Here is a 26,094-nt window from a genome sequence, read left to right as displayed (position 1 = left end):
GCCTCACAGGGCAGTGGCCGTACAAAAACGCACAAGCCGCACACAACCGTGACCGCTGCCTGCGCACGCCTCCCCGGTTCGCGTATGGTCACGCTCATCTACCCCCGGCGACCCGTGGTGCATCCGTGATCCGATTCGACAATGTCTCCAAGGTCTACCCCAAGCAGACCCGCCCCGCACTCAGGGATGTGTCCCTGGAAGTGGAGAAGGGCGAGTTCGTGTTCCTCGTGGGGTCCTCCGGCTCCGGAAAGTCCACCTTTCTGCGGCTGGTCCTCCGTGAGGAGCGGTGCAGCCACGGTCAGGTGCACGTGCTGGGCAAGGACCTCGCGCGCCTGTCCAACTGGAAGGTGCCGCAGATGCGCCGCCAGTTGGGGACGGTCTTCCAGGACTTCCGCCTGCTGCCCAACAAGACGGTCGCCGAGAACGTCGCCTTCGCGCAGGAGGTGATCGGCAAGTCCCGTGGCGAGATCCGCAAGTCCGTGCCGCAGGTGCTCGATCTCGTCGGGCTGGGCGGCAAGGAGGACCGGATGCCCGGTGAGCTGTCCGGTGGTGAGCAGCAGCGGGTGGCGATCGCCCGGGCCTTCGTGAACCGGCCCAAGCTGCTGATCGCGGACGAACCCACCGGCAACCTCGACCCGCAGACCTCCGTCGGCATCATGAAGCTGCTGGACCGGATCAACCGGACCGGTACGACCGTGGTGATGGCGACGCACGACCAGAACATCGTGGACCAGATGCGCAAGCGCGTCATCGAGCTGGAGAAGGGCCGTCTCGTCCGCGACCAGGCCCGCGGCGTCTACGGCTACCAGCACTGACCGCCACCGTCCACGGAAAGGCTTGAACAACCCGCCATGCGCGCCCAGTTCGTACTGTCCGAGATCGGTGTCGGTCTCCGTCGCAATCTGACGATGACGTTCGCCGTCGTCGTCTCCGTCGCCCTGTCGCTCGCCCTGTTCGGCGGGTCGCTCCTGATGAGCGACCAGGTCAGCACGATGAAGGGCTACTGGTACGACAAGGTCAACGTCTCGGTCTACCTCTGCAACAAGAGCGACGCCGAGTCGGACCCCAACTGCGCCAAGGGCGCGGTGACCGAGGACCAGAAGAAGCAGATCAAGTCGGACCTCGGCAAGATGTCGGTCGTCGACTCGGTGACGTACGAGTCGCAGGACGAGGCCTACAAGCACTACAAGGAGCAGTTCGGCGACTCCCCGCTGGCCGCCTCCCTCACGCCGGACCAGATGCAGGAGTCGTACCGGATCAAGCTCAAGGACCCGGAGAAGTACCAGGTCGTCGCGACCGCCTTCGACGGGCGGGACGGCGTGCAGTCCGTGCAGGACCAGAAGGGCATCCTGGACAACCTCTTCAAGCTGCTGAACGGCATGAACTGGGCCGCCCGCGCGGTGATGGCGCTGATGCTCGTCGTGGCGCTGATGCTGATCGTCAACACCGTGCGCGTCTCGGCGTTCAGCCGGCGGCGCGAGACCGGGATCATGCGCCTGGTCGGCGCATCGGGCTTCTACATCCAGGCGCCGTTCATCGCGGAGGCCGCGGTCGCCGGGCTGATCGGCGGCGGGGTCGCCTGCGGATTCCTGGTGCTCGCCCGGTACTTCCTCATCGACCACGGACTCGCCCTGGCCGATCAGTTGACCCTGATCAACTTCATCGGCTGGGATGCGGTGCTGACGAAGCTTCCGCTGATCCTCGCCACCAGCCTGCTGATGCCCGCGCTTGCCGCGTTCTTCGCGCTGCGCAAGTACCTGAAGGTGTGACGCATGCCAAGGGGGTCGTACGGTCAAGCGACCGTACGGCCCCTTCGCGTTCCCCTAGACTCACCGCCATGTCAGGCCGCGAACCGCTCTGTTCGTCCCGCCGCTTCGGCCGCGGGGCGGCTCTGACCTTGGTGTTCGCGAGTGTGCTCGTCGCGGGCGCGGCGACCGGCTCGCTGCCCGACAACCGCGGCAAGTCCGCGTCCGGAGCGGCCCGCGCCACCGCTCCCATCAGCCCCCCCGAGGCCGTGACCAGGGCCGCCGAGGAAGCGATGGCCGACGGAAAATCGCCCCTGGAGGCCGCCGAACGTGCCGTGAGCCGCAGCGGGGACCGCTGGGCGGCGGTGTACTCCGAGGGCGAGTACGAGGAGTTCGCGGAGTCCCTGGACGGCCTGTACACCGGCGTCGGCCTCGAGGCTCGGCGGGAGCGCGACGGCCGGATCGAGGTCACCAAGGTGCAGGCCGGGTCACCCGCGGCCGCCGCCGGGGTCCGCGCCGGGGACCGGCTGCGCAGCGTCGACGGAAGTGCCGTCGACGGACGTCCGGTCACCGAAGTCGTCTCCTTGCTGCGCGGTGACGCGACCGACGCGGCCGCCGGCACGACCGTCCGCCTCGGCCTGGAGCGGGGCACGCGCGCGTGGACCGAGACGCTGCGCCGGGCCCGTCTGTCCACCGACTCGGTCACCGTGCGCACCCTCGCCGGGGGCATCACCGTCATCAGGATCACCGCGTTCACCAAGGGCGCCGGCCGCGCCGTACGCACCGCCGTCGACGCGGCCCCGGCCGGTGCCGGGGTCGTCCTGGACCTGCGCGGCAACTCGGGCGGTCTGGTCACCGAGGCCGTCTCCACCGCCTCCGTCTTCCTCGACGGCGGCCTCGTCGCCACCTACGACGTCGACGGCGAGCAGCGGGCCCTGCACGCCGACTCCGGCGGCGACACCACGCGCCCCCTGGTGGCGCTCGTCGACGGCGGCACCATGAGCGCGGCCGAGCTGCTCACCGGCGCCCTGCGGGACCGCGGCCGGGCGGTCGTCGTCGGCTCCCGCACCTTCGGCAAGGGCTCGGTCCAGATGCCGAGCCGGCTGCCCGACGGTTCGGTGGCCGAGCTGACCGTCGGCCACTACCGCACCCCCTCCGGCCGGAGCGTCGACGGTACGGGCGTCACCCCGGACCTGGACGCGGACGACGGGGCCCTGGAGCGGGCCGAGACCGTGCTGAGCGGGCTCGGGGACGCTTCGTGAGCGTCCGGTCACGCCCCTCGTAATCGGCTTTCCCTCAAGGGCCCCGCAGGTGCGAAAATGGCCGGACTATGAACAAGGCAATGTACGTACCCAAGGAGTCCCAGCCGAAGCAGGGCAAGCCGGCCGAGGACAAGACCAAGGGCCAGCGCAAGATCGTCGCGCAGAACAAGAAGGCCCGGCACGACTACGCGATCATCGACGTCTACGAGGCCGGTCTCGTGCTCACCGGCACCGAGGTGAAGTCGCTGCGCCAGGGCCGTGCCTCGCTGGCCGACGGCTTCGTGCAGATCGAGGGCGACGAGGCGTGGCTGCACAACGCGCACATCCCGGAGTACAGCCAGGGCAGCTGGACCAACCACTCCGCGCGCCGCAAGCGCAAGCTGCTGCTGCACCGCGAGGAGATCGACAAGCTGGCGTCGAAGTCGGAGGAGACGGGTCACACGATCGTGCCGCTCGTCCTGTACTTCAAGGACGGCCGCGCGAAGGCGGAGATCGCGCTCGCGCGGGGCAAGAAGGAGTACGACAAGCGTCAGACCCTGCGGGAGAAGCAGGACCGACGGGAGTCGGACCGCGTGATCGCGGCGGCCAAGCGGAAGCAGCGGGCAGCCGAGTAGCGGACCCGATAGCGGACCCGGTGGCGGCCCAGCGAGGTCGGGGCCGGTCGGCCGCCGGGAATAGGCTGGCATCGCGGTGCGTTGGTCACGTACGATGGCGACAGTCCTCCACAGCGGGGACGAGCCGCCCCCTCGGGGGCATTGAAAAATCAACATGGGGATGATCGGTTTCGACAGCGGCTGTTGAAGCAGGGGAAGCGTGTCGAGGAAGCGGCAATGATCTCGTTAACCATATGTCGCAAAAAATAATCGCCAATTCCAAGAGCGATTCCCAGTCCTTCGCCCTCGCTGCCTAATAAGCAGTGAGTGAAGGACCCTTAATGGGTGTCAGCCCGGGAGTGTTCCCGACCCGGATCCTGGCATAATCTAGGGGACTAAACCATCGAGCCCGGTCACGGGGTTCGATGGGAAATCAAACAGTGACTGGGCCCGTCGGCGACTTGTTCGCGTGATCGCCGGGGCCGAGAAAATCGCAGCGAACTGCACACGGAGAAGCCCTGATTCTGCACCGTTGGACGCGGGTTCGATTCCCGCCATCTCCACCACCCCATGTGAAGAGAGAACCCCGCCCCCTCAGGGAGGCGGGGTTCTCTGTTTTCCGCTGCCCTCAGGATTCGGCCGGGGCCGGGTGTTCCCGGCCGGGCGTCTTCGGTTCGGCCCGCCGGACCGCCGCCAGGGAGATCAGCAGGGCCGTCGCGGCCGCCAGCACCGGTATGCCGTAGCCCGCCGCCGGGGAGACGTGGTCGGTGACCCAGCCGCCGGCCGCGCTGCCGCAGGCGATGCCCCCGAGCAGGCCCGTCACGGCCAGGGTCATGCCCTCGTTGAGACGGCCCTCGGGCGTGCGCTCCTGGACCAGTGCCATCGTGGTGACCATCGTCGGCGCGGTCGCCATCCCGGCCACCAGCAGCGCGCAGGCCAGCAGCGGCAGCGAACCGGCGACGGCCGCGGCGAGCAGGGGCAGCGTCAGCAGGGCGGTCATCGCGGCCACGCTCCACGGATGCCGGCGCGCGGCCGGTCCCACCGGCCGCACCGCCCCGAACGCCAGCCCCGCCGCGCACGAACCGGCCGCCTGGAGCGCGAGCACCACGCCCGCCGCCGCGGCGTGCCCGCGCGCGTCCGCGAACGCGATCGTGACGACCTCCGTCGCCCCGAACACCGCCCCCAGTGCCAGACAGCAGACCAGGAGCGGCAGGACGCCGGGCGCGCGCAGCGGTGACGACCCGGCCGCCGCACCGGGACGGGGCGGCGGCTCGGTCGCGCGCTGGGCGGCGAACACCAGGATCCCGGTCACCAGCAGCACCGCGCCGGTCAGTGTGCCCGCCTCCGGGAAGAACGTGCCGCACAGGAAGGCCGCGAGGACCGGGCCCAGCATGAAGCACAGCTCGTCCGCGGCCTGTTCGAAGGAGTTCGCGGTGTGCAGGGCGGCCGGGTCGCCCCGGAAGAGGTGGTTCCAGCGGGCGCGGGACATGCCGCCGGTGTTGGGCGTGGTCGCGGTGGCGGCGTACGCGGCGAACAGGGTCCAGTCCGGGGCGCCCTGGCGCACGCACACCACCAGCGCGAGGCTGCCGAGCACCGCGACCAGCGTGGCCGGTACGGCGATCCGGGCCTGCCCGTACCGGTCGACGAGCCGTGCGGTCCAGGGCGCGACCAGCGCGGTCGCGGCGAGCCCGGTCGCGGTGACGGCACCGGCGAGGGCGTACGAGCCGCGTGTGTCGGCGATCATCACCACCGCGCTCACGCTGAACATGCCCATGGGCAGGCGGGCCATGAGGTTCCCGGCGGTGAAGGCGCGGGCACCGGGGACGGTGAAGAGACGGCGGTAGGGGTTCGGTCGCGGCATGCGCCCACCGTCGCCCGAGGACGATCATGGGGTCCAACACCTGTTCGGAGCCGATTCACGCCACCGCGTTGTAAATTCGCCGGATGCCGGCTCACCTCGACCCCCGCCTGCTGCGCGCGTTCCTCGCCGTCGCCGAGGAACTCCACTTCACACGCGCCGCGGCCCGCCTCTACGTCGCCCAGCAGGCCCTCAGCCGGGACGTACGGCGGCTGGAGCGCGAGCTGGGTGCCGAACTGTTCCTGCGGACCACCCGGCAGGTGACGCTGACCGCTGACGGCGAGCGGCTGGTGCCCCACGCGCGCGAGGTGCTCCGCGCGCTGGACGACCTGTTCGCCGCGTTCGGCCCGGCCCGCCCGCTGCTGGTGGACCTCAACTCCCCGGGGCTTGCCACCGGCCGCCGGGTGCTGCACCGGGCCCGTGAACTCGCCCCCGAGCACGAGCTGATGGCCCGCTTCGAGAGCGGCCTGACCGGCGCGGCCGTGGAGATCGTCGCGGGCCGGCTGGACGTGTCGTTCGGCCGGTACGCGGGCCTGGACCCGGTACTGCGGGCCCAGTTGGACCACCAGCTCGTGCGCTACGAGCCGATGGCGGTGCTGCTGCCCGAGGGACACCCGTTGGCGTCGGCGGACGAGGTGCCGCTGTCCGCACTGGCCGGGGAGCGGGTGTACGCGGGCGCGGGAAATCCGCGGACCCCTGAGTGGACCGACCTCGCCCGACTCCTGTTCGAGGGGCGTGGCATCCAGGTCGCGCCGCCCGTGCCGCTCGCCGTGGGGGAGGAGGAGTTCCGGCGGATCATGGCAAAAGACCCCTTTCCGATCCTCGCGGCAGTAGGTTTTCCGGCCATGCCCGGAGCGGTGCTGCGGCCGCTCGTCGACCCGGTCCCTTTGTCCCCCGTGTCGCTGGTGTGGCGAAAGGGGCTGGTCCATCCGGCGCTCGATGTTCTGCGCCGTGCAGCGGTCGAACTCGGGTTCGCGGAGGGGTGGCTGGAGCGTCCCGTCGAGGGATGGATTCCGGCCATCGACATGAACATGGCGTCTACCCATAAATGAGACATCGCACACATGGGCATCCCGCCTGCGCTAGATTCGTCGCCCTGAGCACGCTGGGGTCATTGGGGGCGCGCTGACCGGGTGGGGGCCCGGTTCCACCGGCATGTGCTCGCGGTCTCGGGCGCACCCAGCAACCGACCCGTGGTGTCCCGTGGGGGGAAACGCGCACGTGAAGAATTGGCGGGAAGATGCCCAACCGGAGTGGCCGGAAGCGGCGTCGCCGACCGGAAACGTACCGGCCGTGGAGGGAAACACCCAGGTGTTTCCCGACGGCGTACGGCAGCCCGTGAGGGGCGGGTCGGGGGAGGGTGACCGGGACGCGCTCCCGGATGCCGGCCTCGACGCGGAGGGCCGAGCATTACCCGGATATCAGGACGGATCAGGGCAAAAAGGTGAGCCGTCGCCTTCGCACATCCTTTCCGAAAACGAACGGTCGAGCGGTGGACTCCGGGACCCCTGGGAGGAGGCCGACGAACGGTCCGTCGCCCTGCCCGGCACGGACGCGGAGCGCAACGACCCCGACGAGGTGACCGTCCAGCTCGACTCCCCGCACCGGACGACGGGCAGGCGCGGCGACGGCCCGGACGCCTCCGACGCACCCGTGTTCGTCGACGAGTCCGGCCGCCGCGGCCGTACCTTCCGGCGGATCGGCATCACCGTCGGACTCGCCTGCGCCGCCTACGCCGTCGTCATCGTCGGCACGCTCCTGTCCGGGAACGCGGGAGCGCCCTGGCTGCCGGTGCCGGGCCAGAAGGACGACGAGCCGGCCGGCCAGGTCGACACCTCCGGTGAGCCCAGTTACTCGGTCACCCCGACGCCGCCGGACTTCGCGGCGCCCGGCCTCCCCGGCTACACCGCCTCCGGGCCCGCGTCGGTCCCGTCGGGGACGGGCGCGGCGCCCAGCGCTTCGGGCAGCGCCGCCGTCCTGCCCAGCGTGTCCGTCGCCGCCCCGCGGCCTCCGCTGCCCAGCGAATCCGGCCGGCCCAGCCCGGTCCTCACCAGTGAGCCCTCGCTCCCGGTGCCGAGCAGCCCCGCCGCGTCCCCGCCGCCGGTCGAGCCGTCCCCGCCGGTCAGCGTGGAACCCACCCCGCCGCCCCAGCCCTCCCCGGCGGGAGGCGCGGGCACCGTGGTGGCGGGGGGCGCGGCAGAGCCGGCGGTCACGGGGTCGGAGACGGTAGGCGGGTCCGGCTCGGGCGCGGGCTCCGGTCCGGGCGAAGAGACCGGTACGGCCGCTGCCTCCGGTGCCGATCCGGGGGCCGGCTCCTCACCCGGGCCGTCCCCGTCCCCGTCATCGGCCTCGTCGGCCGGTCCCGACGATGCGTCCGACACGGCCGAGGTGTCCGGCACCGTCTCCTGAGCTTCGTCCGGCCTTGCCGTCCGGCCTTGCCGTCCGGCCTTGCCGTCCGGCCTTGCCGTCCGGCCTTGCCGTCAGGCCTTGTCGTCCGGCCTCGTCGGCCGTGTCGCGCCTTTCTCGCCGCACCGGCCGGCCGACCCGCGGCCCACCCCGTACGGCCGTCGGCTGTCCTCCCGCCCCGCCCGCCGGCACAGCCGTCCCCGCCCGGTGTCCGCCCGTCCTCGTCTCCGAAAGAACGTCCCTCATGGCTCCACGCAGCAGCCGGCGCACGACCCGACGGTCCGCCGGACCCACCGCACACTCCTCCCCAGGGCCGGTCCCGTTCACGTCGGACGACGACGAGCGGGGCGGCGCACCGCCGCCGCCCGCGGCAGGCCGCCGTTCGAACCGGGGCCGCTCGCGCGGTCGCCGTACACCGGGCGGACGGGTCCCGGCCGGGGGCGAGGCTTCGGCGGGCGCCGCCCGCAGGCGCCTGCGGCCACCCCTGCGCCTGCGTCATCTGCTGCCGCTCGTCGTGCTGTTCGCGATGATGGGGATGCTCCTGCTGCGCGGCTACGTGCACAGCGAGGTCCTCGCCGACCACCGCGTCCGCCCCGACGCCGCCGCCGACCGGGTGCCCCGGGCGATCCTCGACGGCGGCCCCGTCGTCGACACCCGCGGCGGACAGGCCACCAGCATCGACGTACCGGACCACCGGATCGTCCTCACCTTCGACGACGGCCCCGACCCCCGCTGGACGCCGCAGGTCCTCGACGTCCTGGAGAAGCACCGCGCGCACGCCGTCTTCTTCATCACCGGGACGATGGCCAGCCGCTACCCGGACCTCGTGCGCCGGATGGTCGAGGAGGGTCATGAGATCGGCCTGCACACCTTCAACCACCCCGATCTCTCCTACCAGTCGAAGAAGCGCATCGACTGGGAGCTGACGCAGAACCAGCTCGCCCTGACCGGCGCCGCCGGCATCCGCACCTCCCTGTTCCGCCCGCCGTACTCCGCGACCGCCTCCGCCCTGGACAACAACACCTGGCCGGTGACCCAGTACATCGGCAGTCGCGGCTACCTCACCGTCCTGACCGGCGACGACAGCGAGGACTGGCGCAGGCCGGGCGTCACGGAGATCATCCGCAACTCCACGCCCGCCGAGGGCAAGGGCGCGATCGTCCTGATGCACGACTCGGGCGGCGACCGCAGCCAGACGGTCCGGGCGCTCGACACCTACCTGCCCCGGATGGCTCGGCAGGGCTACGCGTTCGAGAACCTCACCGAGGCCCTCGACGCGCCCAGCGCGCACAGTCGGGTCACCGGCCTCGAACTGTGGAAGGGCCGGGCGTGGACCGCCCTGATCACGGCAGCCGACGACCTCACCGGCGTCCTCGTCGTCGGCCTCGCCGTCATCGGCGTCCTGGTCTTCGCCCGCTTCGGCCTGATGCTGCTGCTGTCCGCCGTGCACACCCGTCGCACCCGCCGCCCCGACTTCGTGTGGGGCCCCGACGCACCGGTCACCGAACCGGTGTCCGTGCTGGTGCCGGCGTACAACGAGGCCAAGTGCATCGAAAGCACGGTCCGTTCACTGGTGAGGAGCGATCACCCGGTCGAGATCCTCGTCGTCGACGACGGCTCCTCCGACGGCACCGCCCGCATCGTCGAGGACCTGCGCCTGCCGGGCGTACGCGTCGTGCGTCAGCTCAACGCGGGCAAACCGGCCGCCCTCAACCGGGGCATCGCCAACGCCCGGCACGACCTCATCGTGATGATGGACGGCGACACCGTCTTCGAGCCGTCCACCGTACGGGAGTTGGTGCAGCCCTTCGCCGACCCGCGCGTCGGCGCCGTCGCCGGCAACGCCAAGGTCGGCAACAAGGACACCCTCATCGGCGCCTGGCAGCACATCGAGTACGTGATGGGCTTCAACCTCGACCGCCGTATGTACGACGTCCTGCGCTGCATGCCGACGATCCCCGGCGCGGTCGGCGCGTTCCGCCGCAGCGCCCTCGACCGGGTCGGCGGCATGAGCGACGACACCCTCGCCGAGGACACCGACATCACCATGGCGCTGCACCGCGACGGCTGGAAGGTGGTGTACGCCGAGAAGGCCCGCGCCTGGACGGAGGCCCCCGAGTCGGTGCAGCAGCTGTGGTCCCAGCGCTACCGCTGGTGCTACGGCACCATGCAGGCGATCTGGAAGCACCGCCGCGCCCTGGTGGAACGGGGCCCGTCGGGCCGCTTCGGCCGGGTCGGCCTGCCCCTGGTCTCCCTGTTCATGGTGGTCGCGCCGCTGCTGGCACCCCTGATCGACCTGTTCCTGATCTACGGACTGCTGTTCGGCCCCACGGGCAGGACCGTCGCGGCCTGGTTCGGCGTCCTGGCCGTCCAGGCGGCCTGCGCGGCGTACGCGTTCGTCCTGGACAAGGAGCGGCTGACCCCGCTGATCTCGCTGCCCCTGCAACAGCTCCTCTACCGCCAGCTGATGTACATCGTCCTGCTCCAGTCCTGGATCACGGCGCTCACCGGCGGCCGGCTGCGCTGGCAGAAACTGCGCCGGATGGGCCAGGTGGCGGCCCCGCCCGGCGCGGAGACGCGGACCGCCGCGGACGTGGAAGCAGTGGAAGAAGTGCAAGAAGGGGTGGCCCGATGAGTACCCACCACTCCGACCTCCCGACCCGGACACCGCCCGGGGCGGGCCGGGAGACGGAGGAGGCAGAGGCACGGGAGAAACAGCGGAAACCGGCTTCCCGCGACCGTTACTTCGATCTTCTCCGCGCCGTCGCCCTCTTCCGGGTCGTCTTCTACCACCTCATGGGCTGGGCCTGGCTGCCCGTCGTCTTCCCGTCGATGGGCGTGATGTTCGCCCTGGCCGGCAACCTCATGGCCCGCTCCCTGCGCCGCCGCCCCGCGATCGACGTCGTCCGCGGCCGGCTCCGCCGTCTCCTGCCGCCCCTGTGGCTGCTGGGCGCGGTGGGTGTGACGGGCATGCTGCTGGGCGGCTGGGGTCCGAGCGAGGAGGGCCACCCCGTCTGGTGGTGGCTCCACCTCGCCTTCTGGATCCTCCCGGTGAGCGAGCCGCCGTACGGCGAGGGCCTGCCCGGCATCCACGGGCTGATCGGCGAGGACTGGGCGGTCGCCGTGGGCGTACCCCTGTGGTACCTGCGTGCCTACCTCTGGTTCGTGCTGCTGTCCCCGCTGCTGCTGCGCGCCCTGCGGGCGGCACCGTGGCCGACGATCCTCTCGCCCGTCGCGCTGTCGGCGGCCCTGGAGTCCGGCGTACTCACGGTCCCCGGCTGGCGGCTGGAGTCGGCGCTCACCGACCTCGGTGCGTTCGGCGCGTGCTGGCTGCTGGGCATGGCCCACCAGGAGGGCGTCCTGCGCCGGCTGCCCCGGTACGTCGTCCCCTCCCTCGCGCCGGTGGTCGCGTGCCTCGGCCTCTGGTACGCCTCCACCCAGGACTTCAAGGAGGGCCACGACCTCGACGACATGCCGTTCGCGCAGTCCCTGTGGTCCTTCGCGGCCGTTCTGCTCCTCCTGCACCTCAGCCCCGCCTGGCAGGAGTGGCCCCGCCGCCTGCGCCGCTGGGACCGCCTGATCACCCTCCTCAACTCACGTGCCGTGACGATCTACCTCTGGCACACCGTGTGCATCGTGGTCGTCGAGTCCCTCTGGGACCGCCTGTGGAGCGTCGGCTTCCTGGAGACCGACGCCCACTGGATGCTGGTGAGCCCCTGGCCCCAGCTGCCGGCCGTCTGGCTGCTGACCGCGGGTTGCGTCGTCTGCTTCGGCTGGGTGGAGGACCTGGCGGCGGGCAGACACCCGAGGCTCTGGCCGGACGGGCGCCCGGGAGCCCACCGCGCTTGACCTCTCATCCGGCCTTCGCGCAAGGTGAGAGCAACGTTCCCTTCCGGTCACCCACAGCCACAGGCCGGAAACGCGCCCTCCCTACCTTCGGGACTCATCACCGCTCATCCCCGCGAAACACCCCGAGCCCGGAGCACGTGGAGGCGTCAATGACAGCCCCTGGTACAGCCCCCGCACCCCCGACCGACCCGAACGCCTCCTCGGCCTCCTCGAAGGTCTCCTCGAAGAAGGGGAGCCACTGGATCGAGGAGTGGGACCCGGAGAACGAGGCGTTCTGGAACGCGAAGGGCGAGAAGATCGCCCGCCGCAACCTCCTGTTCTCCGTCCTCTCCGAGCACATCGGGTTCTCGATCTGGACCCTGTGGTCGGTGCTGGTGCTCTTCATGGGCCCGGAGTACGGCCTCACCCCGGCCGACAAGTTCATGCTCACCTCGATGGTGACCCTCGTCGGGGCAGTCGTCCGGGTGCCGTACACCTTCGCCGTCGCGGTCTTCGGCGGGCGGAACTGGACGATCATCTCCGCCGCGATGCTGCTCATCCCCGCGACCGCCGCGTTCACGGTGATGGAGCCGGGCACCTCGTTCAGCACCTTCCTCCTGGTGGGCCTGCTGGCAGGCGTCGGCGGCGGCAACTTCGCCTCCTCGATGACGAACATCAACGCCTTCTTCCCGCTCCGCAAGAAGGGCTGGGCGCTCGGCCTCAACGCCGGCGGCGGCAACATCGGTGTGCCGGTGATCCAGCTGGCCGCCCTCGGCGTCATCGGCGCGAGCGGCGGACCGCGCGTGCTGCTCGGGATCTACATCCCGCTGATCTTCGTCGCAGCGATCCTGGCCGCCCTGTACATGGACAACCTCGCGTCCGTGAAGAACGACACCGGCGCCGCGATCGACGCCGCCAAGGACGCCCACACCTGGATCATGGCGTTCCTCTACATCGGGACGTTCGGGTCGTTCATCGGGTACTCCTTCGCCTTCGGGCAGGTGCTGACCAACCAGTTCGGCCGTACGCCCCTCCAGGCCGCCTACCTCACCTTCATCGGCCCGCTGCTCGGCTCCCTCATCCGTCCCGTCGGCGGCTGGCTCGCCGACCGCTACGGCGGGGCCCGCATCACCCTCTACAACTACGTCGGCATGGCCGCCGCCACCGCCCTCCTGGTCTTCGCCAGCATGCAGAAGTCGCTGCCCCTGTTCGTCTCCGTCTTCGTCGTCCTGTTCGTCCTCACCGGGCTCGGCAACGGGTCGACGTACAAGATGATCCCCGGCATCTTCCAGACGAAGGCCGTCGCGAAGGGGCTCGTGGGCGAGGAGGCTGCCGCCTACGGCCGCCGGCTCTCCGGCGCCTCCATGGGGCTCATCGGGGCCGTCGGCGCGCTGGGCGGCGTCGGCATCAACCTCGCCTTCCGCCAGTCCTTCCTCTCCTACGGCTCCGGCACCGGCGCGTTCGTCGCCTTCCTCGCCTTCTACGGCGTGTGCTTCGTGGTCACCTGGGCCGTATACCTTCGCCGCCCGGCCGGGCGGATCACCGCCTCCGGTACCGCATCCGAGGCGAAGTCGCAGCTCAGCTACGCCGAGGTGTGACGTAACACCGGCGACATGAAGCCGAACCGAGCCTGTCACGCACCATTGGCAGGCTCGCTCGGCATGTAGGTCCATACGACTCCAGTGCGGGACGAGTGTTATGTACGAGCAGCAACAGCAGCGACCGGACGACAACCCGGGCGGCCAGGACGCCGAGCAGCACGGGCCCCTCGCCGGCTTCACGGTGGGGGTGACCGCCGCGCGCCGCGCCGACGAGCTCGGAGCGCTGCTCCAGCGGCGCGGGGCGGCGGTGCTGCACGCGCCCGCCCTGCGGATCGTGCCGCTCGCCGACGACGGCGAACTCCTCGCCGCCACCAAGGACCTCCTCGACCAGGCGCCCGACGTCGTGGTGGCCACCACCGCCATCGGCTTCCGGGGCTGGGTGGAGGCCGCCGACGGCTGGGGGCTCGGCGAACAGCTGATCGCCCGCCTCGCCGACGTCGAACTGCTCGCCCGGGGGCCGAAGGTCAAGGGCGCGATCCGCGCCGCGGGGCTCACCGAGGAATGGTCGCCGTCCAGCGAATCCATGGCCGAGGTGCTCGACCGGCTGCTGGAGGAGGGGGTCGAGGGCCGCCGCATCGCCGTCCAGCTGCACGGCGAGCCGCTGCCCGGCTTCGTGGAGGCGCTGCGGGTCGGGGGAGCGGAGGTCGTGGGCGTGCCCGTGTACCGGTGGATGCCGCCGGAGGACATCTCGCCCGTCGACCGGCTCCTGGACGCCGCCGTCTCGCGCGGACTGGACGCGGTCACCTTCACCAGCGCGCCCGCCGCCGCCTCGCTGCTGTCCCGGGCCGAGGAGCGGGGCCTGCTGCCCGAGCTGCTCGCCGCCCTGCACCACGACGTGCTGCCGGCCTGCGTCGGCCCCGTCACCGCACTGCCCCTGCAGGCGCACGGGGTGGACACCGTCTCGCCCGAACGCTTCCGGCTCGGACCGCTCGTACAACTGCTGTGCAAGGAACTGCCGGGCCGGGCCCGCGCGCTGCCCGTCGCCGGACACCGGATGGAGATCCGGGGGCACGCCGTGCTGGTGGACGGCTGCCTCAAGCCCGTGCCGCCGGCCGGGATGTCCCTGCTGCGGGCGCTGTCGCGGCGGCCGGGATGGGTCGTACCGCGCGCCGATCTGCTGCGGGCGCTGCCCGGGACGGGAAAGGACGAGCACGCCGTCGAGACGGCGATGGCCCGGCTGCGGACCGCCCTCGGGGCGCCGAAGCTGATCCAGACGGTGGTGAAGCGGGGGTACCGGCTGGCGCTGGACCCTGCCGCCGACGCGAAGTATTCGGACGGGTGAGAGGTGAACGGGGGCTGGTGTGGGCGTCGCGGGGGCTGCCGCCCCCGGACCCCCGCCGTTCGGCCCTCGTCCTCGAACTCCCCAGAGGGGGGACCCTGGACGGGCTGAAGTGCCCGGCCGGTGTGGACAGGGGCCCCGGACGGGCTGAACGACATGCCCGGTGGGCCGAAATGCACCCGGTGGCTGAGTACACCCCCGTCCAAGGGGTTCCGGCGAACCGCCCCCACCCGCCACTGTGAAAGGCGACGCTTCCCCTCGCAGCCTTTCCTCGGCGGTGACAGGCACATGGCACTGGGTACGGGCACGCCCCCCTACGACCTCCGCTTCGACGCCGGGCGGATCTGCCTGGACCTTCTCGCCACCGCCCACCCCCTCGAACGCCTCGACGCCCTGCCGCCGTTGTGCGCCTGGATCACCGGGTCCGGTCTGGTGCCGCCCGGCACCCGGCTGACCCACGCCGACCCCTCCTGGCCGCTCGCCTTCCGGGAACTGCGCGGCAGTGTCCGCCAGTTGGTGTCCGGGTGGCTCAACGGCGAAGCGCGGTCGGCGTACGACCCCGCCCTCGCCCACGTCAACTCCGTCGCCCGTACCGCGCCCCCGGTCCCCCGTGCCGTACGCGTGCGGGACGGGGCGCTCGTGCGGGAGCTGGACGCGGAGCCGGAGTGTGCGGCGCTGCTCGCGGTGGTCGCGCGGGACGCCGTGGAGTTGCTCACCGATCCCGTCGCGCGGGCGGCGCTGCGGCAGTGCGCGGGGGACAACTGTCCGATCGTGTACGTCGACACGTCCCGTGGGCGGCGCAGGCGCTGGTGTTCCAGCGAGGTCTGCGGGAACCGGGAACGGGTCGCCCGGCACCGTCGGCGCGCGGCGCTCGCGCGGGCCTGATCCCTCGGCGCACCCAAGTGGGCTGTCCGCTATGGGGTGTTCGTGACCGCGCTGCCGAAGTGATTTCGATTACACGCCGTTTACCTTCACCCGTTGCCGGGCAGCCGCCCCGGCTTCTCGCGTGTGGGGGAAATGTAAAGAAAGAGGGGTGGGAATGTGCCCCGTTGTTCCCCTTGTCATGTCAACCCGCAGAAATCTGTCACTCCGGTTTGAACACTCGCAGGACCACATCCGTACCGGTGGGGGAGCGACCGACTCGGGGGAACCCCCGGACACCGGAGGTGGGCGTGCGCAAGGATGCGGCCGTGGCCAATGAACGTGGATCGAGGGCCCGACATCGCATGTCCCAGCCCTCGGAACCTGATGAGGAGCTGATGCGTGCTCTGTATCGGGAGCATGCCGGACCCCTTCTTGCGTATGTCCTGCGACTGGTTGCCGGTGACCGGCAGCGCGCAGAGGACGTCGTGCAGGAGACACTCATCCGTGCCTGGAAGAACGCCGGTCAGCTCAACCGGGCGACCGGATCGGTACGCCCCTGGCTGGTGACGGTCGCACGTCGCATCGTCATCGACGGCCACCGCAGCCGGCAGGCCCGGCCGCAGGAGGTCGACCCGTCGCCGCTGGAGGTCATCCCCGCGGAGGACGAGATCGACAAGGCGCTGTGGCTGATGACGCTGTCAGACGCTCTCGACGACCTGACCCCGGCCCACCGGGAGGTGCTCGTCGAGACGTATTTCAAGGGGCGTACCGTCAACGAGGCGGCCGAGACGCTGGGCATACCCAGCGGCACCGTGCGCTCACGGGTTTTCTATGCCCTGCGGTCGATGAAGCTGGCGCTCGAGGAGCGGGGGGTGACGGCGTGATGAGTGTTTACGGGGGATTCGGAACGGGTGGTTCGGGTATGTCTGGCCCCATGCAGGGATCTATGCAGGGATCTCCGAGCCCGAGCGAACACGAGACCGTGGGCGCCTACGCCCTCGGGATCCTCGACGACGCCGAGGCAACCGCTTTCGAGGCGCATCTCGCCGGGTGCGAGTGGTGCGCCCAGCAGCTCGACGAACTCGCCGGGATGGAGCCGATGCTGGCCGCGCTCGCGGACCTGCCGGGCGCCGGGACCCCCGCGATCGGAGAGTCCCTGTCCGCCAGGCCGGGCCCGCGACTGGTCGAGAAGCTCGTCGTCGAGGTCTCGGACCGTCGCGCCCAGAAGCGTCGGCGCAGCCTCTACATGATCGCGGCCGGCGTCGCGCTGGTCATCGGCGGACCGCTCGTGGCCGTGGCGGCCAGCGGCGGTGACGACAGCGGCGGTACCGGCGTCGAGGCGGGCGTGAGCCCCGCGAAGTCGGCCTTCGAGACGCTCTCCGACAAGGTCACGGGCACCGACCCGGGCACCAAGGTCACCGCGACCGTCGCCATGGGCGAGAAGGCCTGGGGCACCGAGGCCGTGGTCGAACTGAAGAACGTGGCGGGTCCCAACAAGTGCTCGCTCATCGCCGTCGGCAAGAACGGCGAACGTGAGACCATCTCGTCCTGGTCCGTCCCGGAATGGGGCTACGGCCTGCCCAACGCCAAGACCGATCAGGCCAAGAACCCGCTGTACGTCCAGGGCGGCGCCGCGTTCACCCCGAACGAGATCGACCACTTCGAGGTCATGACCTTCGACGGAAAGAAGCTCGTCGAGGTCGACGCGCCGTAGCCTCCAGCGGCCCCCTTCGCGTACGGTTGACGGCTGCCCAGCACGTCAGAAGGGGGCCCGGTGGCCGCTCAGGCTCAGCAGGAATCCGCGGTCGACTCGGTTCAGGACCACTCAGTTCGTGACCGTGAGATCAGCGTCGAACAAGAACACCTGGACCGGGTGTACCGGCGCCTCGAGGAGAAGATCCACGAGGCCGAGTTCCTCATGCACGACGCGGCCCGCCGCGGCCAGGTCGGCACGCCCGGTGCCCTGGCCGAGCGGGACGCACAGGTGTTCCGGGCGGGGGTCCACCTCAACCGCCTCAACAACGAGTTCGAGGACTTCCTCTTCGGCCGGATCGACCTGCTCCCCGGCAAGGACGGCAAGAAGGGGCCCGACGGCGCCTACACCGCCGTGGAGCCCGCCGAGGGCGCCATCCGTGCCGACAACACCGCCGACATCGCCGAGACGCTCCACATCGGGCGCATCGGGGTCCTCGACGAGGAGTACGCCCCGCTGGTCATCGACTGGCGGGCCCCGGCCGCCGCGCCGTTCTACCGGTCCACACCGGTCGATCCCGGCCGGGTCGTCCGCCGCCGGGTCATCCGGTCCAAGGGGCGCCGCGTCCTCGGCGTCGAGGACGACCTGATGCGCCCGCAGCTGACGGCCCGCCTCGACGGCCGGGAACTGCCCGTCATCGGCGACGGCGCCCTCATGGCCGCCCTCGGCCAGGCCCGCAGCCACACCATGCGCGACATCGTCGCCTCGATCCAGGCCGAACAGGACATGGTCATCCGTGCCCCGGCCGCCTCCGTCACGTACGTCGAGGGCGGCCCCGGCACCGGCAAGACCGCCGTCGCGCTGCACCGGGCCGCGTACCTCCTCTACCAGGACCGGCGCCGGTACGCGGGCGGCATCCTGATCGTCTCCCCGACCCCGCTGCTCGTGGCGTACACCGAGGGCGTCCTGCCCTCCCTCGGCGAGGAGGGCCAGGTCGCGATCCGCGCCATCGGCTCCCTCGTCGACGGCCTGGAGGCCAACCTGTACGACTCCCCGGCGGTGGCCCGCGCGAAGGGGTCGTACCGGATGCTGAAGGTGCTGCGGAAGGCGGCGCGCGGGGCGCTCGACGTGGGGCGGCCGAGTGCGCCGGCCGGACAGCTCGCGTTCGGGGAGGACGACGACGGGCGGCCTCCGGCCCCGGCCGGTACGCCCGACCGGCTGCGCGTCGTCGCCTTCGGGCGGCGGCTGGAACTGGAGGCCGGGGACCTCGGCCGGATCCGGGAGAGCGCCCTCAGCGGCACCGCGCCGGTGAACCTGCTGCGCCCCCGCGCCCGCAAGCTCCTCCTGGACGCCCTGTGGGAACGCTCCGGCGCGTCCGGCCGGCACAGCGACCCCGAACTGGCCGCCGAGCTGCGCTCCTCCTTCGACGAGGACGTGACGGGCGAGGACTCCTTCATCGCGTTCCTCGACGCCTGGTGGCCCGAGCTGACCCCGAAGTCGGTCCTCGCCGCCATGTCCGACGAGCGCAGGCTCGGGCGCTGGGCCCGCCGGATCCTCAACCCCGGCGAGGTCCGCAAGGTCGCCCGCTCGCTGAAGCGCGAGGGCCACTCGGTGCACGACATCGCGATGCTCGACGAGCTCCAGGCGATCCTCGGCGCCCCGGCCCGTCCCCGCAAGAGACGCGAATTCGACCCGCTGGACCAGCTCACCGGCCTGGAGGAGCTGATGCCGGTGCGCGAGGAGACGCAGCGCGAGCGGGCCGAGCGCCTCGCCCAGGAGCGCACCGAGTACGCGCACGTCATCGTCGACGAGGCCCAGGACCTCACGCCGATGCAGTGGCGCATGGTCGGCCGCCGCGGCCGGCACGCCACCTGGACGGTCGTCGGCGACCCGGCCCAGTCCTCCTGGTCCGACCCCGAGGAGGCCGCCGAGGCCCGCGACGAGGCCCTCGGCAGCCGCCCGCGCCGCCGTTTCCGGCTCACCGTGAACTACCGCAACCCGGCGGAGATCGCCGAGCTGGCCGCGAAGGTGCTGGCGCTGGCGATGCCCGGCGCCGAGTCGCCGTCCGCGGTCCGGTCGACGGGCGTCGTACCGCGTTTTGTGGGAGCGGACAAAAGGCACAGCACGGCGGTGACGGACACCCTGGGCGCGACCGTCCGCGCGGAGGCCCAGCGTCTCCTGGACCGGGTCGACGGCACCGTCGGCGTCGTCGTGGCCATGAACCGCCGCGAGGAGGCCCGGCGCTGGCTCGCCGGACTCGGCGACCGCGTGGTGGCCCTCGGCAGCCTGGAGGCCAAGGGCCTGGAGTACGACGCGACGGTGGTCGTCTCGCCGGCCGAGATCGCCGACGAGTCCCCGGCCGGCCTGCGGGTGCTGTACGTGGCCCTGACCAGGGCGACCCAGCAGCTGACGGTCGTCTCGGCGGACCGCGACGAACCGGACGGGAACGGGGTGCCCGATCTCCTGAGGGACTGATGAACGACTGATCGGGGACCGATTCCCGAGAAGGTCCCCGCGCGGGAATGGTCTTCCGGGATCCGTTTGTTAGCCTGGGTGTGACACCGGCTCGATCCAAGCCCCCGGGCCCAACCTTCGTCGCTACGAGCGACCACTTGCCGCGAGGCGAGCATGGCGGGTCGGTGTCATAGACAGACGAGAGAGGCCCACGTCCGTGTGACGTGGGCCTCTTTCGTCGTGAACTCAACGTTCGCAACCCAGGGGTGGCTAACGCCTACCCGGCAGTAGGTGCGACGATCGGACCGCATCCAGCGTCACAGGTGAAAGCAGAGGAAGTCGGCCATGGCAACGGCGCCCAGCGTCTCCTACTCGATGACGGTCCGGCTGGAGGTGCCCGCGAGCGGAACCGCGGTCTCCCAGCTCACCGGGGCCGTCGAGTCCCACGGAGGCTCGGTCACCGGCCTCGACGTCACGGCTTCCGGCCACGAGAAGCTCCGCATCGACGTCACGATCGCGGCCACCTCCACCGCGCACGCCGACGAGATCGTCGAGCAGCTCCGCGGCATCGAGGGCGTCACCCTGGGCAAGGTCTCGGACCGTACGTTCCTGATGCACCTCGGCGGCAAGATCGAGATGCAGTCCAAGCATCCGATCCGCAACCGCGACGACCTCTCGATGATCTACACGCCGGGCGTGGCGCGGGTCTGCATGGCGATCGCCGAGAACCCCGAGGACGCCCGGCGCCTCACCATCAAGCGCAACTCCGTTGCGGTCGTGACCGACGGCTCGGCCGTGCTGGGCCTCGGCAACATCGGCCCGATGGCCGCCCTGCCGGTCATGGAGGGCAAGGCCGCCCTCTTCAAGCGGTTCGCCGGCATCGACGCCTGGCCGATCTGCCTGGACACCCAGGACACCGACGCGATCGTCGAGATCGTCAAGGCGATCGCCCCGGGCTTCGCCGGCATCAACCTCGAGGACATCTCCGCCCCCCGCTGCTTCGAGATCGAGGCCCGGCTGCGCGAGGCCCTCGACATCCCCGTCTTCCACGACGACCAGCACGGCACGGCGATCGTCGTCCTCGCCGCGCTCACGAACGCCCTGCGTGTCGCGGGCAAGGCCATCGAGAACATCCGCGTCGTCATGTCGGGCGCGGGCGCGGCCGGTACCGCCATCCTGAAGCTGCTGATCGCGGCCGGCGTGAAGAACGCCGTCGTCGCCGACATCCACGGCGTGGTGCACGCGGGCCGCGAGGACCTCGTCGACGCGGCCCCCGGCTCGGCGCTGCGCTGGATCGCCGACAACACCAACCCCGAGGGCCTCACCGGCACGCTGAAGGAGGCCGTGCGCGACGCGGACGTCTTCATCGGCGTCTCCGCCCCGAACGTCCTGGACGGCGACGACGTGGCCGCCATGGCCGACGACGCGATCGTGTTCGCGCTCGCGAACCCGGACCCCGAGGTGGACCCGGCGGTCGCCCGCCGGACGGCCGCGGTCGTGGCCACCGGCCGCTCCGACTTCCCGAACCAGATCAACAACGTGCTGGTCTTCCCGGGTGTGTTCCGCGGCCTGCTGGACGCCCAGTCCCGCACCGTCAACACGGAGATGATGCTCGCCGCCGCCAAGGCCCTCGCCGACGTGGTGACCGAGGACGAGCTGAACGCGAACTACATCATCCCGAGCGTCTTCAACGACAAGGTCGCCGGCGCGGTGGCGGGGGCCGTCCGGGAGGCCGCCAAGGCTGCGGGGGCCAACGCCTGACACCCCTTCGTGTGCGGGGGTTGTGACGATCGCCACGACGGGCCATGAAACCGGCGCGTCGTGGAACCCCTTACACCTGACGGCCATCTATGGTAGGCCGCCAGTCAGTGGCGCTTCTCGTGTGACTCCCAAGGGTGTTCTCACGACTCCTGCGGGTGCCGGATTGGCTTTCCCGCCGCAGGTGGGGGCAGGATGCGTGTCTGGGCGCGAGGGTCTGACAAGGGACCCGGGTCCGGGGACTGTCCGAAGACCCTGGCAGCATCGGCTTCGCTGTGCCCAACATGCGGCTCCGCCGCGTGGCACGCCTCAACGGCAAGAAGAACACGGGAGTAAGAACATGAACCGCAGTGAGCTGGTGGCCGCGCTGGCCGACCGCGCCGAGGTGACCCGCAAGGACGCCGACGCCGTGCTGGCCGCGTTCGCCGAGGTCGTCGGCGACATCGTCTCCAAGGGCGACGAGAAGGTCACCATCCCCGGCTTCCTGACCTTCGAGCGCACCCACCGTGCCGCTCGCACCGCGCGGAACCCGCAGACCGGCGACCCGATCCAGATCCCGGCCGGCTACAGCGTGAAGGTCTCCGCGGGCAGCAAGCTCAAGGAAGCGGCCAAGGGCAAGTAGGCCTCACCGGTACGCCGCGGGACGCGTACGAGGCGCCGTAACGTCAATGGGGCGGCCACCCGGACTCGGGTGGCCGCCCCATCGTCGTACGCGGGATGTGGGCTATCCGAGTGCCTTGCCCGGCAGTTCCACCTTCGCGCCCAGCTCCATCAGCTTGTCCATGAAGTTCTCGTAGCCGCGGTTGATCAGGTCGATGCCGTGGACCCGGGACGTGCCCTGGGCCGCGAGGGCGGCGATCAGGTACGAGAAGCCGCCGCGCAGGTCGGGGATGACCAGGTCGGCGCCCTGGAGCTTGGTCGGGCCCGACACGACCGCCGAGTGCAGGAAGTTGCGCTGGCCGAAGCGGCAGTCGGAACCGCCCAGGCACTCGCGGTACAGCTGGATGTGGGCGCCCATCTGGTTGAGCGCGGAGGTGAAGCCCAGCCGCGACTCGTAGACCGTCTCGTGGACGATGGACAGGCCGGTGGCCTGGGTGAGGGCGACGACCAGCGGTTGCTGCCAGTCCGTCTGGAAGCCCGGGTGGACGTCCGTCTCCAGGGCGATCGACTTCAACTGGCCGCCGGGGTGCCAGAAGCGGATGCCCTCGTCGTCGATCTGGAAGGCGCCGCCCACCTTGCGGTAGGTGTTCAGGAACGTCATCATCGAGCGCTGCTGGGCGCCGCGGACGTAGATGTCTCCCTCGGTCGCCAGCGCCGCGGACGCCCAGGAGGCGGCCTCCAGGCGGTCCGACAGGGCGGCGTGGTTGTAGCCGCCGAGCTTGTCCACACCGGTGATGCGGATCGTGCGGTCGGTGTCCATCGCGATGATGGCGCCCATTTTCTGCAGGACGCAGATCAGGTCCTCGATCTCCGGCTCCACGGCCGCGTTCGCGAGTTCCGTGACGCCCTCGGCGAGGACGGCCGTCAGCAGCACCTGCTCGGTCGCGCCGACGGACGGGTACGGCAGCACGATCTTCGTGCCGCGCAGCCGCTGCGGGGCCTCCAGGTACTGGCCGTCCGCCCGCTTCTCGATCTTCGCGCCGAACTGCCGCAGCACGTCGAAGTGGAAGTCGATGGGCCGGCCGCCGATGTCGCAGCCGCCCAGGCCCGGGATGAAGGCGTGACCGAGGCGGTGCAGCAGCGGGCCGCAGAACAGGATCGGGATCCGGCTCGACCCCGCGTGCGCGTCGATGTCGGCGACGTTGGCGCTCTCGACATAGGTCGGGTCGAGCACCAGCTCACCCGGCTCCTCGCCCGGACGGACCGTCACCCCGTGCAGTTGCAGGAGGCCGCGTACGACCCGCACGTCACGGATGTCCGGAACGTTGCGCAGTCGGCTCGGCTCACTGCCCAGCAGGGCGGCGACCATGGCCTTGGGTACGAGGTTCTTCGCACCGCGGACACGGATCTCGCCCTGAAGCGGGGTTCCGCCGTGGACAAGCAGGACGTCGTCTGAGCCGTTGACGGTCATGTATCTCGCGTTCCGTGGAGTGGGGCAGGGCCGGAGAGGACAGAGTAATCGCCGTGGGCCCCCGTCCCGTAAGCCCGAGGACGACGCAGGGACGTCATGGCTCTGTCACAACACGAACCGTTCCGTACCGGACACACGGCGTCACCGTCGGCCCGGCCGGGGTACCCGTGCGCCCGGACCGCCTCCGTGCGCCCGGCCAGCGCTCACTCCTGTACGCCGGTTGCCTCCCCACGTGTGGGGAAGATGGGGGATCATGTCTGGCATGACCGAGGTGTCCTCGCTCACAGGGCGGCTGCTCGTGGCAACCCCCGCCCTGGCGGACCCGAACTTCGACCGTGCGGTGGTGCTCCTTCTCGACCACGACGAGGAGGGCTCGCTCGGTGTCGTCCTCAACCGCCCGACGCCGGTGGGCGTCGTGGACATCCTCGAGGACTGGGCGGACCTCGCCGGTGAGCCGGGTGTCGTCTTCCAGGGCGGCCCGGTCTCCCTCGACTCGGCGCTGGGCGTCGCCGTGATCCCCGGCGGCACCGCCGTCGACGGCACGCCGCTCGGCTGGCGGCGGGTGCACGGCGCGATCGGCCTCGTCGATCTGGAGGCCCCGCCGGAGCTGCTCGCCTCGGCCCTCGGCTCGCTGCGGATCTTCGCCGGGTACGCCGGCTGGGGTCCCGGCCAGTTGGAGGACGAGCTGGTGGAGGGCGCCTGGTACGTGGTGGAGTCCGAGCCCGGTGACGTGTCCTCGCCGTCCCCGGAGACCCTCTGGCGCGAGGTCCTGCGCCGTCAGCGCAACGAGCTGGCGATGGTGGCGACGTACCCGGACGACCCTTCGCTCAACTGACGGGTGTGACCTTCAGTACCCTTGGCGGTATGAGCACTCTTGAGCCCGAGCGCGGCACCGGAACGGGGACCCTCGTAGAGCCGACGCCGCAGGTGTCGCACGGCGACGGTGACCACGAGCGCTTCGCGCACTACGTCCAGAAGGACAAGATCATGGCGAGCGCGCTCGACGGGACTCCCGTCGTGGCGCTCTGCGGCAAGGTGTGGGTGCCCGGCCGCGATCCGAAGAAGTACCCGGTGTGTCCCATGTGCAAGGAGATCTACGAGTCCATGGGTTCCGGTGGCGACGACGGCAAGGGCAAGGGCAAGGGCGACAAGTAGCCGGTAGCCCGGTGGCCGTCTGATTTTCTCGGAGGTCCTCAAGGTGTGCTTCTGCGCACCTTGAGGGCCTCCGTGTCGTTTTGCGGCCGGGGCCGCGTTGCACGGGGTGCGTCGCCTGGTCACAGAGTGGTTGAGACCTCTTGTGGTGGCGTTCACGCAGTCCCTAGCCTCCCGAGTGTTGTGCACAGCGAAACCGTCATTGCGCATGTTGCAACGCTCTCGGAGGAACGCTCCATGAAGCCGTCCGTCCGCATCGCCGCGCTGCTGACCGTCCTGGTCACCGCCGCCTGCGCCCCACAGACCTCCGCCAACTCCTCCTCCGCCGAGGACGACAAGAGCGGCACGCTGCGCGTGTGGCTCTTCCAGGAAGTCGGCAACGATCCCAAGCAGAAGGTCGTCGACTCCGTCGTCGCCGACTTCGAGAAGGCCCACGACGGCACGGACGTCCAGGTCGAGTACATCCCGGTCGACACCCGCGCCCAGCGCGTCAAGGCCGCCCTCAACGACCCGACGTCCGCGCCCGACGTCATGGAGTACGGCAACACCGACACCGCCGGCTACGTGAAGGACGGCGGACTCCTCGACGTCACCGAGGAGTTCACCTCCTGGGCCGAGACCAAGAACACCGACCCCACCGCCCGCGGTTCCGTCACCGTCGACGGCAGGATCTACGGCGCCCCCCTCTACGTCGGCGTCCGCGCCCTCTACTACCGCACGGACGTCTTCGAGGAACTCGGCCTCGCCGTCCCGAAGAGCATGGCCGAACTCGCCTCCACCGCCCGCGAGATCCGCGCCGCGAAGCCCGAGCTGTACGGCCTCGTCGTCGGCGGCGCCTACACCTACGGCGCGCTGCCCTTCGTCTGGGCCAACGGCGGCGAACTCGCCACCGGCAAGGACGGCTCGTACGCCTCCGCCATCGACAGCGCCGCCGCCCAGAAGGGGATCAAGGCCTACACCTCGCTGTTCGGCGACGACAACTGTCCCGCCGCCAAGTGCGCGGGCATGGGCGGCAACGACACGATCACCGCCTTCGCGGCGGGCAAGGCGGGTATGGCGATCGGCGGCGACTTCAGCCACACCGCCGTCGAGGCCGGCAAGGTGAAGGGCAGGTACGCCGTCGTCCCGCTGCCCGGCGTCCCGGCCGGCTCGGTCGCGCCGGCCTTCGCGGGCGGCAACAACATCGGCGTGCTCAAGAGCACCTCCCACCGCACCCTCGCCGTGCAGCTGATGGAGGCACTCGCCTCCAAGCGGACCCAGGCGCGGCTGTTCGACGCGATGGGCTTCCTGCCGACCTTCACGGACGTCCGTGAAGCGGCGGCGGCACGGCAGCCGTACGTGAAGCCGTTCGTGGAGACCCTGGCGGCGGGCACCAGGTTCGTCCCGGCCTCGCCCGCCTGGTCGCAGATCGACTCCCAACTGGTCCTGCCGACCATGTTCCAGGAGATCGTCAGCGGCCGGAAGGACGTGGCGGCGGCCTCCGGGGAGGCCGCCGAGAAGATGGACGTCGCGTTCGGCAGCGTGGGCTGA

The 26,094-nt window shown here is 70.9% G+C and carries 21 protein-coding genes and 1 other RNA gene; 20 read left to right on the top strand and 2 right to left on the bottom strand.

Translation table 11 applies throughout. From position 1 onward, the window contains the following. Positions 1-125 precede the first annotated feature (125 nt). The 5 genes from ftsE (at position 126) to ssrA (ending at position 4,166) form a co-directional block, all read left to right on the top strand. A complete protein-coding gene (gene ftsE / locus ACFWJX_RS16600; protein WP_067235911.1) occupies positions 126-815 on the top strand; it encodes a cell division ATP-binding protein FtsE in 690 nt (229 codons plus the stop codon). A gap of 36 nt (positions 816-851) precedes the next feature. Next, the gene (gene ftsX / locus ACFWJX_RS16595) at positions 852-1,769 is read left to right on the top strand and encodes a permease-like cell division protein FtsX (RefSeq protein WP_383242856.1); all 918 of its coding nucleotides are present in this window, start codon (positions 852-854) and stop codon (positions 1,767-1,769) included. Positions 1,770-1,837: 68 nt separating this feature from the next. Continuing rightward, entirely contained in the window at positions 1,838-3,007 is a 1,170-nt protein-coding gene (locus ACFWJX_RS16590) for a S41 family peptidase (RefSeq protein ID WP_383242853.1), read from the top strand. Between the two features lie 80 nt (positions 3,008-3,087). Then, positions 3,088-3,621 (top strand): SsrA-binding protein SmpB, encoded by a 534-nt coding sequence (gene smpB, locus ACFWJX_RS16585; RefSeq protein WP_355914001.1) that lies wholly within the window; start codon positions 3,088-3,090, stop codon positions 3,619-3,621. A 156-nt stretch (positions 3,622-3,777) separates the two neighbouring features. Beyond that, positions 3,778-4,166: a transfer-messenger RNA gene (gene ssrA / locus ACFWJX_RS16580) on the top strand. Between the two features lie 62 nt (positions 4,167-4,228). On the opposite strand, the gene ACFWJX_RS16575 is transcribed toward ssrA, so the two are convergent. Then, positions 4,229-5,461, bottom strand: a complete 1,233-nt coding sequence (locus tag ACFWJX_RS16575; RefSeq protein ID WP_383242850.1) for an MFS transporter — start codon at positions 5,459-5,461, stop codon at positions 4,229-4,231. An 83-nt stretch (positions 5,462-5,544) separates the two neighbouring features. Between ACFWJX_RS16575 and ACFWJX_RS16570 the strand changes: the two genes are divergently transcribed. The 12 genes from ACFWJX_RS16570 to ACFWJX_RS16515 all read left to right on the top strand — a co-directional run bounded on the left by ACFWJX_RS16570 (position 5,545) and on the right by ACFWJX_RS16515 (position 21,963). Then, the gene (locus ACFWJX_RS16570) at positions 5,545-6,510 is read left to right on the top strand and encodes a LysR family transcriptional regulator (protein ID WP_383242847.1); all 966 of its coding nucleotides are present in this window, start codon (positions 5,545-5,547) and stop codon (positions 6,508-6,510) included. Positions 6,511-6,751: 241 nt separating this feature from the next. Further along, positions 6,752-7,867: a hypothetical protein gene (locus ACFWJX_RS16565; protein WP_383242844.1), complete on the top strand. Its 1,116-nt coding sequence runs from the start codon at positions 6,752-6,754 to the stop codon at positions 7,865-7,867. A 523-nt stretch (positions 7,868-8,390) separates the two neighbouring features. After that, entirely contained in the window at positions 8,391-10,499 is a 2,109-nt protein-coding gene (locus ACFWJX_RS16560) for a bifunctional polysaccharide deacetylase/glycosyltransferase family 2 protein (protein WP_383242991.1), read from the top strand. Beyond that, positions 10,496-11,713 carry an acyltransferase family protein gene (locus ACFWJX_RS16555; RefSeq protein WP_383242841.1) on the top strand — a complete coding sequence of 406 codons (1,218 nt, stop codon included), beginning with the start codon at positions 10,496-10,498 and terminating at the stop codon, positions 11,711-11,713. The genes ACFWJX_RS16560 and ACFWJX_RS16555 overlap by 4 nt, the downstream gene beginning before the upstream one ends. A gap of 149 nt (positions 11,714-11,862) precedes the next feature. Next, positions 11,863-13,290, top strand: coding sequence for a nitrate/nitrite transporter (locus ACFWJX_RS16550; RefSeq protein ID WP_383242838.1), 1,428 nt, complete (start codon positions 11,863-11,865; stop codon positions 13,288-13,290). Between the two features lie 100 nt (positions 13,291-13,390). Further along, entirely contained in the window at positions 13,391-14,575 is a 1,185-nt protein-coding gene (locus ACFWJX_RS16545; RefSeq protein WP_383242835.1) for a uroporphyrinogen-III synthase, read from the top strand. A 285-nt stretch (positions 14,576-14,860) separates the two neighbouring features. Next, on the top strand, positions 14,861-15,457 hold the full coding sequence (locus ACFWJX_RS16540; protein ID WP_383242832.1) for a CGNR zinc finger domain-containing protein: 597 nt from the start codon (positions 14,861-14,863) through the stop codon (positions 15,455-15,457). A 341-nt stretch (positions 15,458-15,798) separates the two neighbouring features. Next, the gene (locus ACFWJX_RS16535) at positions 15,799-16,320 is read left to right on the top strand and encodes a sigma-70 family RNA polymerase sigma factor (protein ID WP_010039908.1); all 522 of its coding nucleotides are present in this window, start codon (positions 15,799-15,801) and stop codon (positions 16,318-16,320) included. Then, positions 16,320-17,150: an anti-sigma factor family protein gene (locus ACFWJX_RS16530; RefSeq protein ID WP_383242829.1), complete on the top strand. Its 831-nt coding sequence runs from the start codon at positions 16,320-16,322 to the stop codon at positions 17,148-17,150. Before ACFWJX_RS16535 ends, ACFWJX_RS16530 begins: the two co-directional genes overlap by 1 nt. A 60-nt stretch (positions 17,151-17,210) precedes the next feature. Continuing rightward, positions 17,211-19,604, top strand: a complete 2,394-nt coding sequence (locus tag ACFWJX_RS16525; RefSeq protein ID WP_383242826.1) for a HelD family protein — start codon at positions 17,211-17,213, stop codon at positions 19,602-19,604. A gap of 324 nt (positions 19,605-19,928) precedes the next feature. Beyond that, complete coding sequence (locus ACFWJX_RS16520) at positions 19,929-21,344, top strand: NAD-dependent malic enzyme (protein WP_383242823.1); 1,416 nt, start codon at positions 19,929-19,931, stop codon at positions 21,342-21,344. A 337-nt stretch (positions 21,345-21,681) separates the two neighbouring features. Continuing rightward, a complete protein-coding gene (locus ACFWJX_RS16515) occupies positions 21,682-21,963 on the top strand; it encodes an HU family DNA-binding protein (RefSeq protein WP_004000874.1) in 282 nt (93 codons plus the stop codon). Positions 21,964-22,065: 102 nt separating this feature from the next. Here the strand turns inward: ACFWJX_RS16515 and murA are convergent, their stop codons facing one another. Then, positions 22,066-23,412 carry a UDP-N-acetylglucosamine 1-carboxyvinyltransferase gene (gene murA, locus ACFWJX_RS16510; protein ID WP_383242819.1) on the bottom strand — a complete coding sequence of 449 codons (1,347 nt, stop codon included), beginning with the start codon at positions 23,410-23,412 and terminating at the stop codon, positions 22,066-22,068. A 262-nt stretch (positions 23,413-23,674) separates the two neighbouring features. Here murA and ACFWJX_RS16505 point away from each other — a divergent pair, with 262 nt between their 5' ends. The 3 genes from ACFWJX_RS16505 to ACFWJX_RS16495 all read left to right on the top strand — a co-directional run bounded on the left by ACFWJX_RS16505 (position 23,675) and on the right by ACFWJX_RS16495 (position 26,094). Then, a complete protein-coding gene (locus tag ACFWJX_RS16505; protein WP_383242816.1) occupies positions 23,675-24,247 on the top strand; it encodes a YqgE/AlgH family protein in 573 nt (190 codons plus the stop codon). 29 nt (positions 24,248-24,276) lie between these two features. Continuing rightward, positions 24,277-24,567 carry a DUF3039 domain-containing protein gene (locus tag ACFWJX_RS16500; protein WP_086770502.1) on the top strand — a complete coding sequence of 97 codons (291 nt, stop codon included), beginning with the start codon at positions 24,277-24,279 and terminating at the stop codon, positions 24,565-24,567. A gap of 234 nt (positions 24,568-24,801) precedes the next feature. After that, on the top strand, positions 24,802-26,094 hold the full coding sequence (locus ACFWJX_RS16495) for an extracellular solute-binding protein (RefSeq protein ID WP_383242812.1): 1,293 nt from the start codon (positions 24,802-24,804) through the stop codon (positions 26,092-26,094).

This window comes from Streptomyces sp. NPDC058335, assembly GCF_042723915.1.
Classification (GTDB): Bacteria; Actinomycetota; Actinomycetes; order Streptomycetales; family Streptomycetaceae; genus Streptomyces.
This window is presented reverse-complemented; position numbering and strand designations above follow the sequence as displayed.

What these genes read in the sequence shown, in the direction of transcription:
- ACFWJX_RS16540 (WP_383242832.1), top strand. Translation starts at nt 14,861, where the DNA reads ATGGCACTGGGTACGGGCACGCCCCCCTACGACCTCCGCTTCGACGCC.
- ACFWJX_RS16535 (WP_010039908.1), top strand. Translation starts at nt 15,799, where the DNA reads ATGTCCCAGCCCTCGGAACCTGATGAGGAGCTGATGCGTGCTCTGTAT.
- ACFWJX_RS16515 (WP_004000874.1), top strand. Translation starts at nt 21,682, where the DNA reads ATGAACCGCAGTGAGCTGGTGGCCGCGCTGGCCGACCGCGCCGAGGTG.
- ACFWJX_RS16505 (WP_383242816.1), top strand. Translation starts at nt 23,675, where the DNA reads ATGACCGAGGTGTCCTCGCTCACAGGGCGGCTGCTCGTGGCAACCCCC.
- ACFWJX_RS16555 (WP_383242841.1), top strand. Translation starts at nt 10,496, where the DNA reads ATGAGTACCCACCACTCCGACCTCCCGACCCGGACACCGCCCGGGGCG.
- ACFWJX_RS16550 (WP_383242838.1), top strand. Translation starts at nt 11,863, where the DNA reads ATGACAGCCCCTGGTACAGCCCCCGCACCCCCGACCGACCCGAACGCC.
- ACFWJX_RS16570 (WP_383242847.1), top strand. Translation starts at nt 5,545, where the DNA reads ATGCCGGCTCACCTCGACCCCCGCCTGCTGCGCGCGTTCCTCGCCGTC.
- smpB (WP_355914001.1), top strand. Translation starts at nt 3,088, where the DNA reads ATGTACGTACCCAAGGAGTCCCAGCCGAAGCAGGGCAAGCCGGCCGAG.
- ftsX (WP_383242856.1), top strand. Translation starts at nt 852, where the DNA reads ATGCGCGCCCAGTTCGTACTGTCCGAGATCGGTGTCGGTCTCCGTCGC.
- murA (WP_383242819.1), bottom strand. Translation starts at nt 23,412, where the DNA reads ATGACCGTCAACGGCTCAGACGACGTCCTGCTTGTCCACGGCGGAACC.
- ACFWJX_RS16590 (WP_383242853.1), top strand. Translation starts at nt 1,838, where the DNA reads ATGTCAGGCCGCGAACCGCTCTGTTCGTCCCGCCGCTTCGGCCGCGGG.
- ACFWJX_RS16575 (WP_383242850.1), bottom strand. Translation starts at nt 5,461, where the DNA reads ATGCCGCGACCGAACCCCTACCGCCGTCTCTTCACCGTCCCCGGTGCC.
- ACFWJX_RS16560 (WP_383242991.1), top strand. Translation starts at nt 8,391, where the DNA reads ATGATGGGGATGCTCCTGCTGCGCGGCTACGTGCACAGCGAGGTCCTC.
- ACFWJX_RS16545 (WP_383242835.1), top strand. Translation starts at nt 13,391, where the DNA reads ATGTACGAGCAGCAACAGCAGCGACCGGACGACAACCCGGGCGGCCAG.
- ACFWJX_RS16495 (WP_383242812.1), top strand. Translation starts at nt 24,802, where the DNA reads ATGAAGCCGTCCGTCCGCATCGCCGCGCTGCTGACCGTCCTGGTCACC.
- ACFWJX_RS16520 (WP_383242823.1), top strand. Translation starts at nt 19,929, where the DNA reads ATGGCAACGGCGCCCAGCGTCTCCTACTCGATGACGGTCCGGCTGGAG.
- ACFWJX_RS16530 (WP_383242829.1), top strand. Translation starts at nt 16,320, where the DNA reads ATGAGTGTTTACGGGGGATTCGGAACGGGTGGTTCGGGTATGTCTGGC.
- ACFWJX_RS16500 (WP_086770502.1), top strand. Translation starts at nt 24,277, where the DNA reads ATGAGCACTCTTGAGCCCGAGCGCGGCACCGGAACGGGGACCCTCGTA.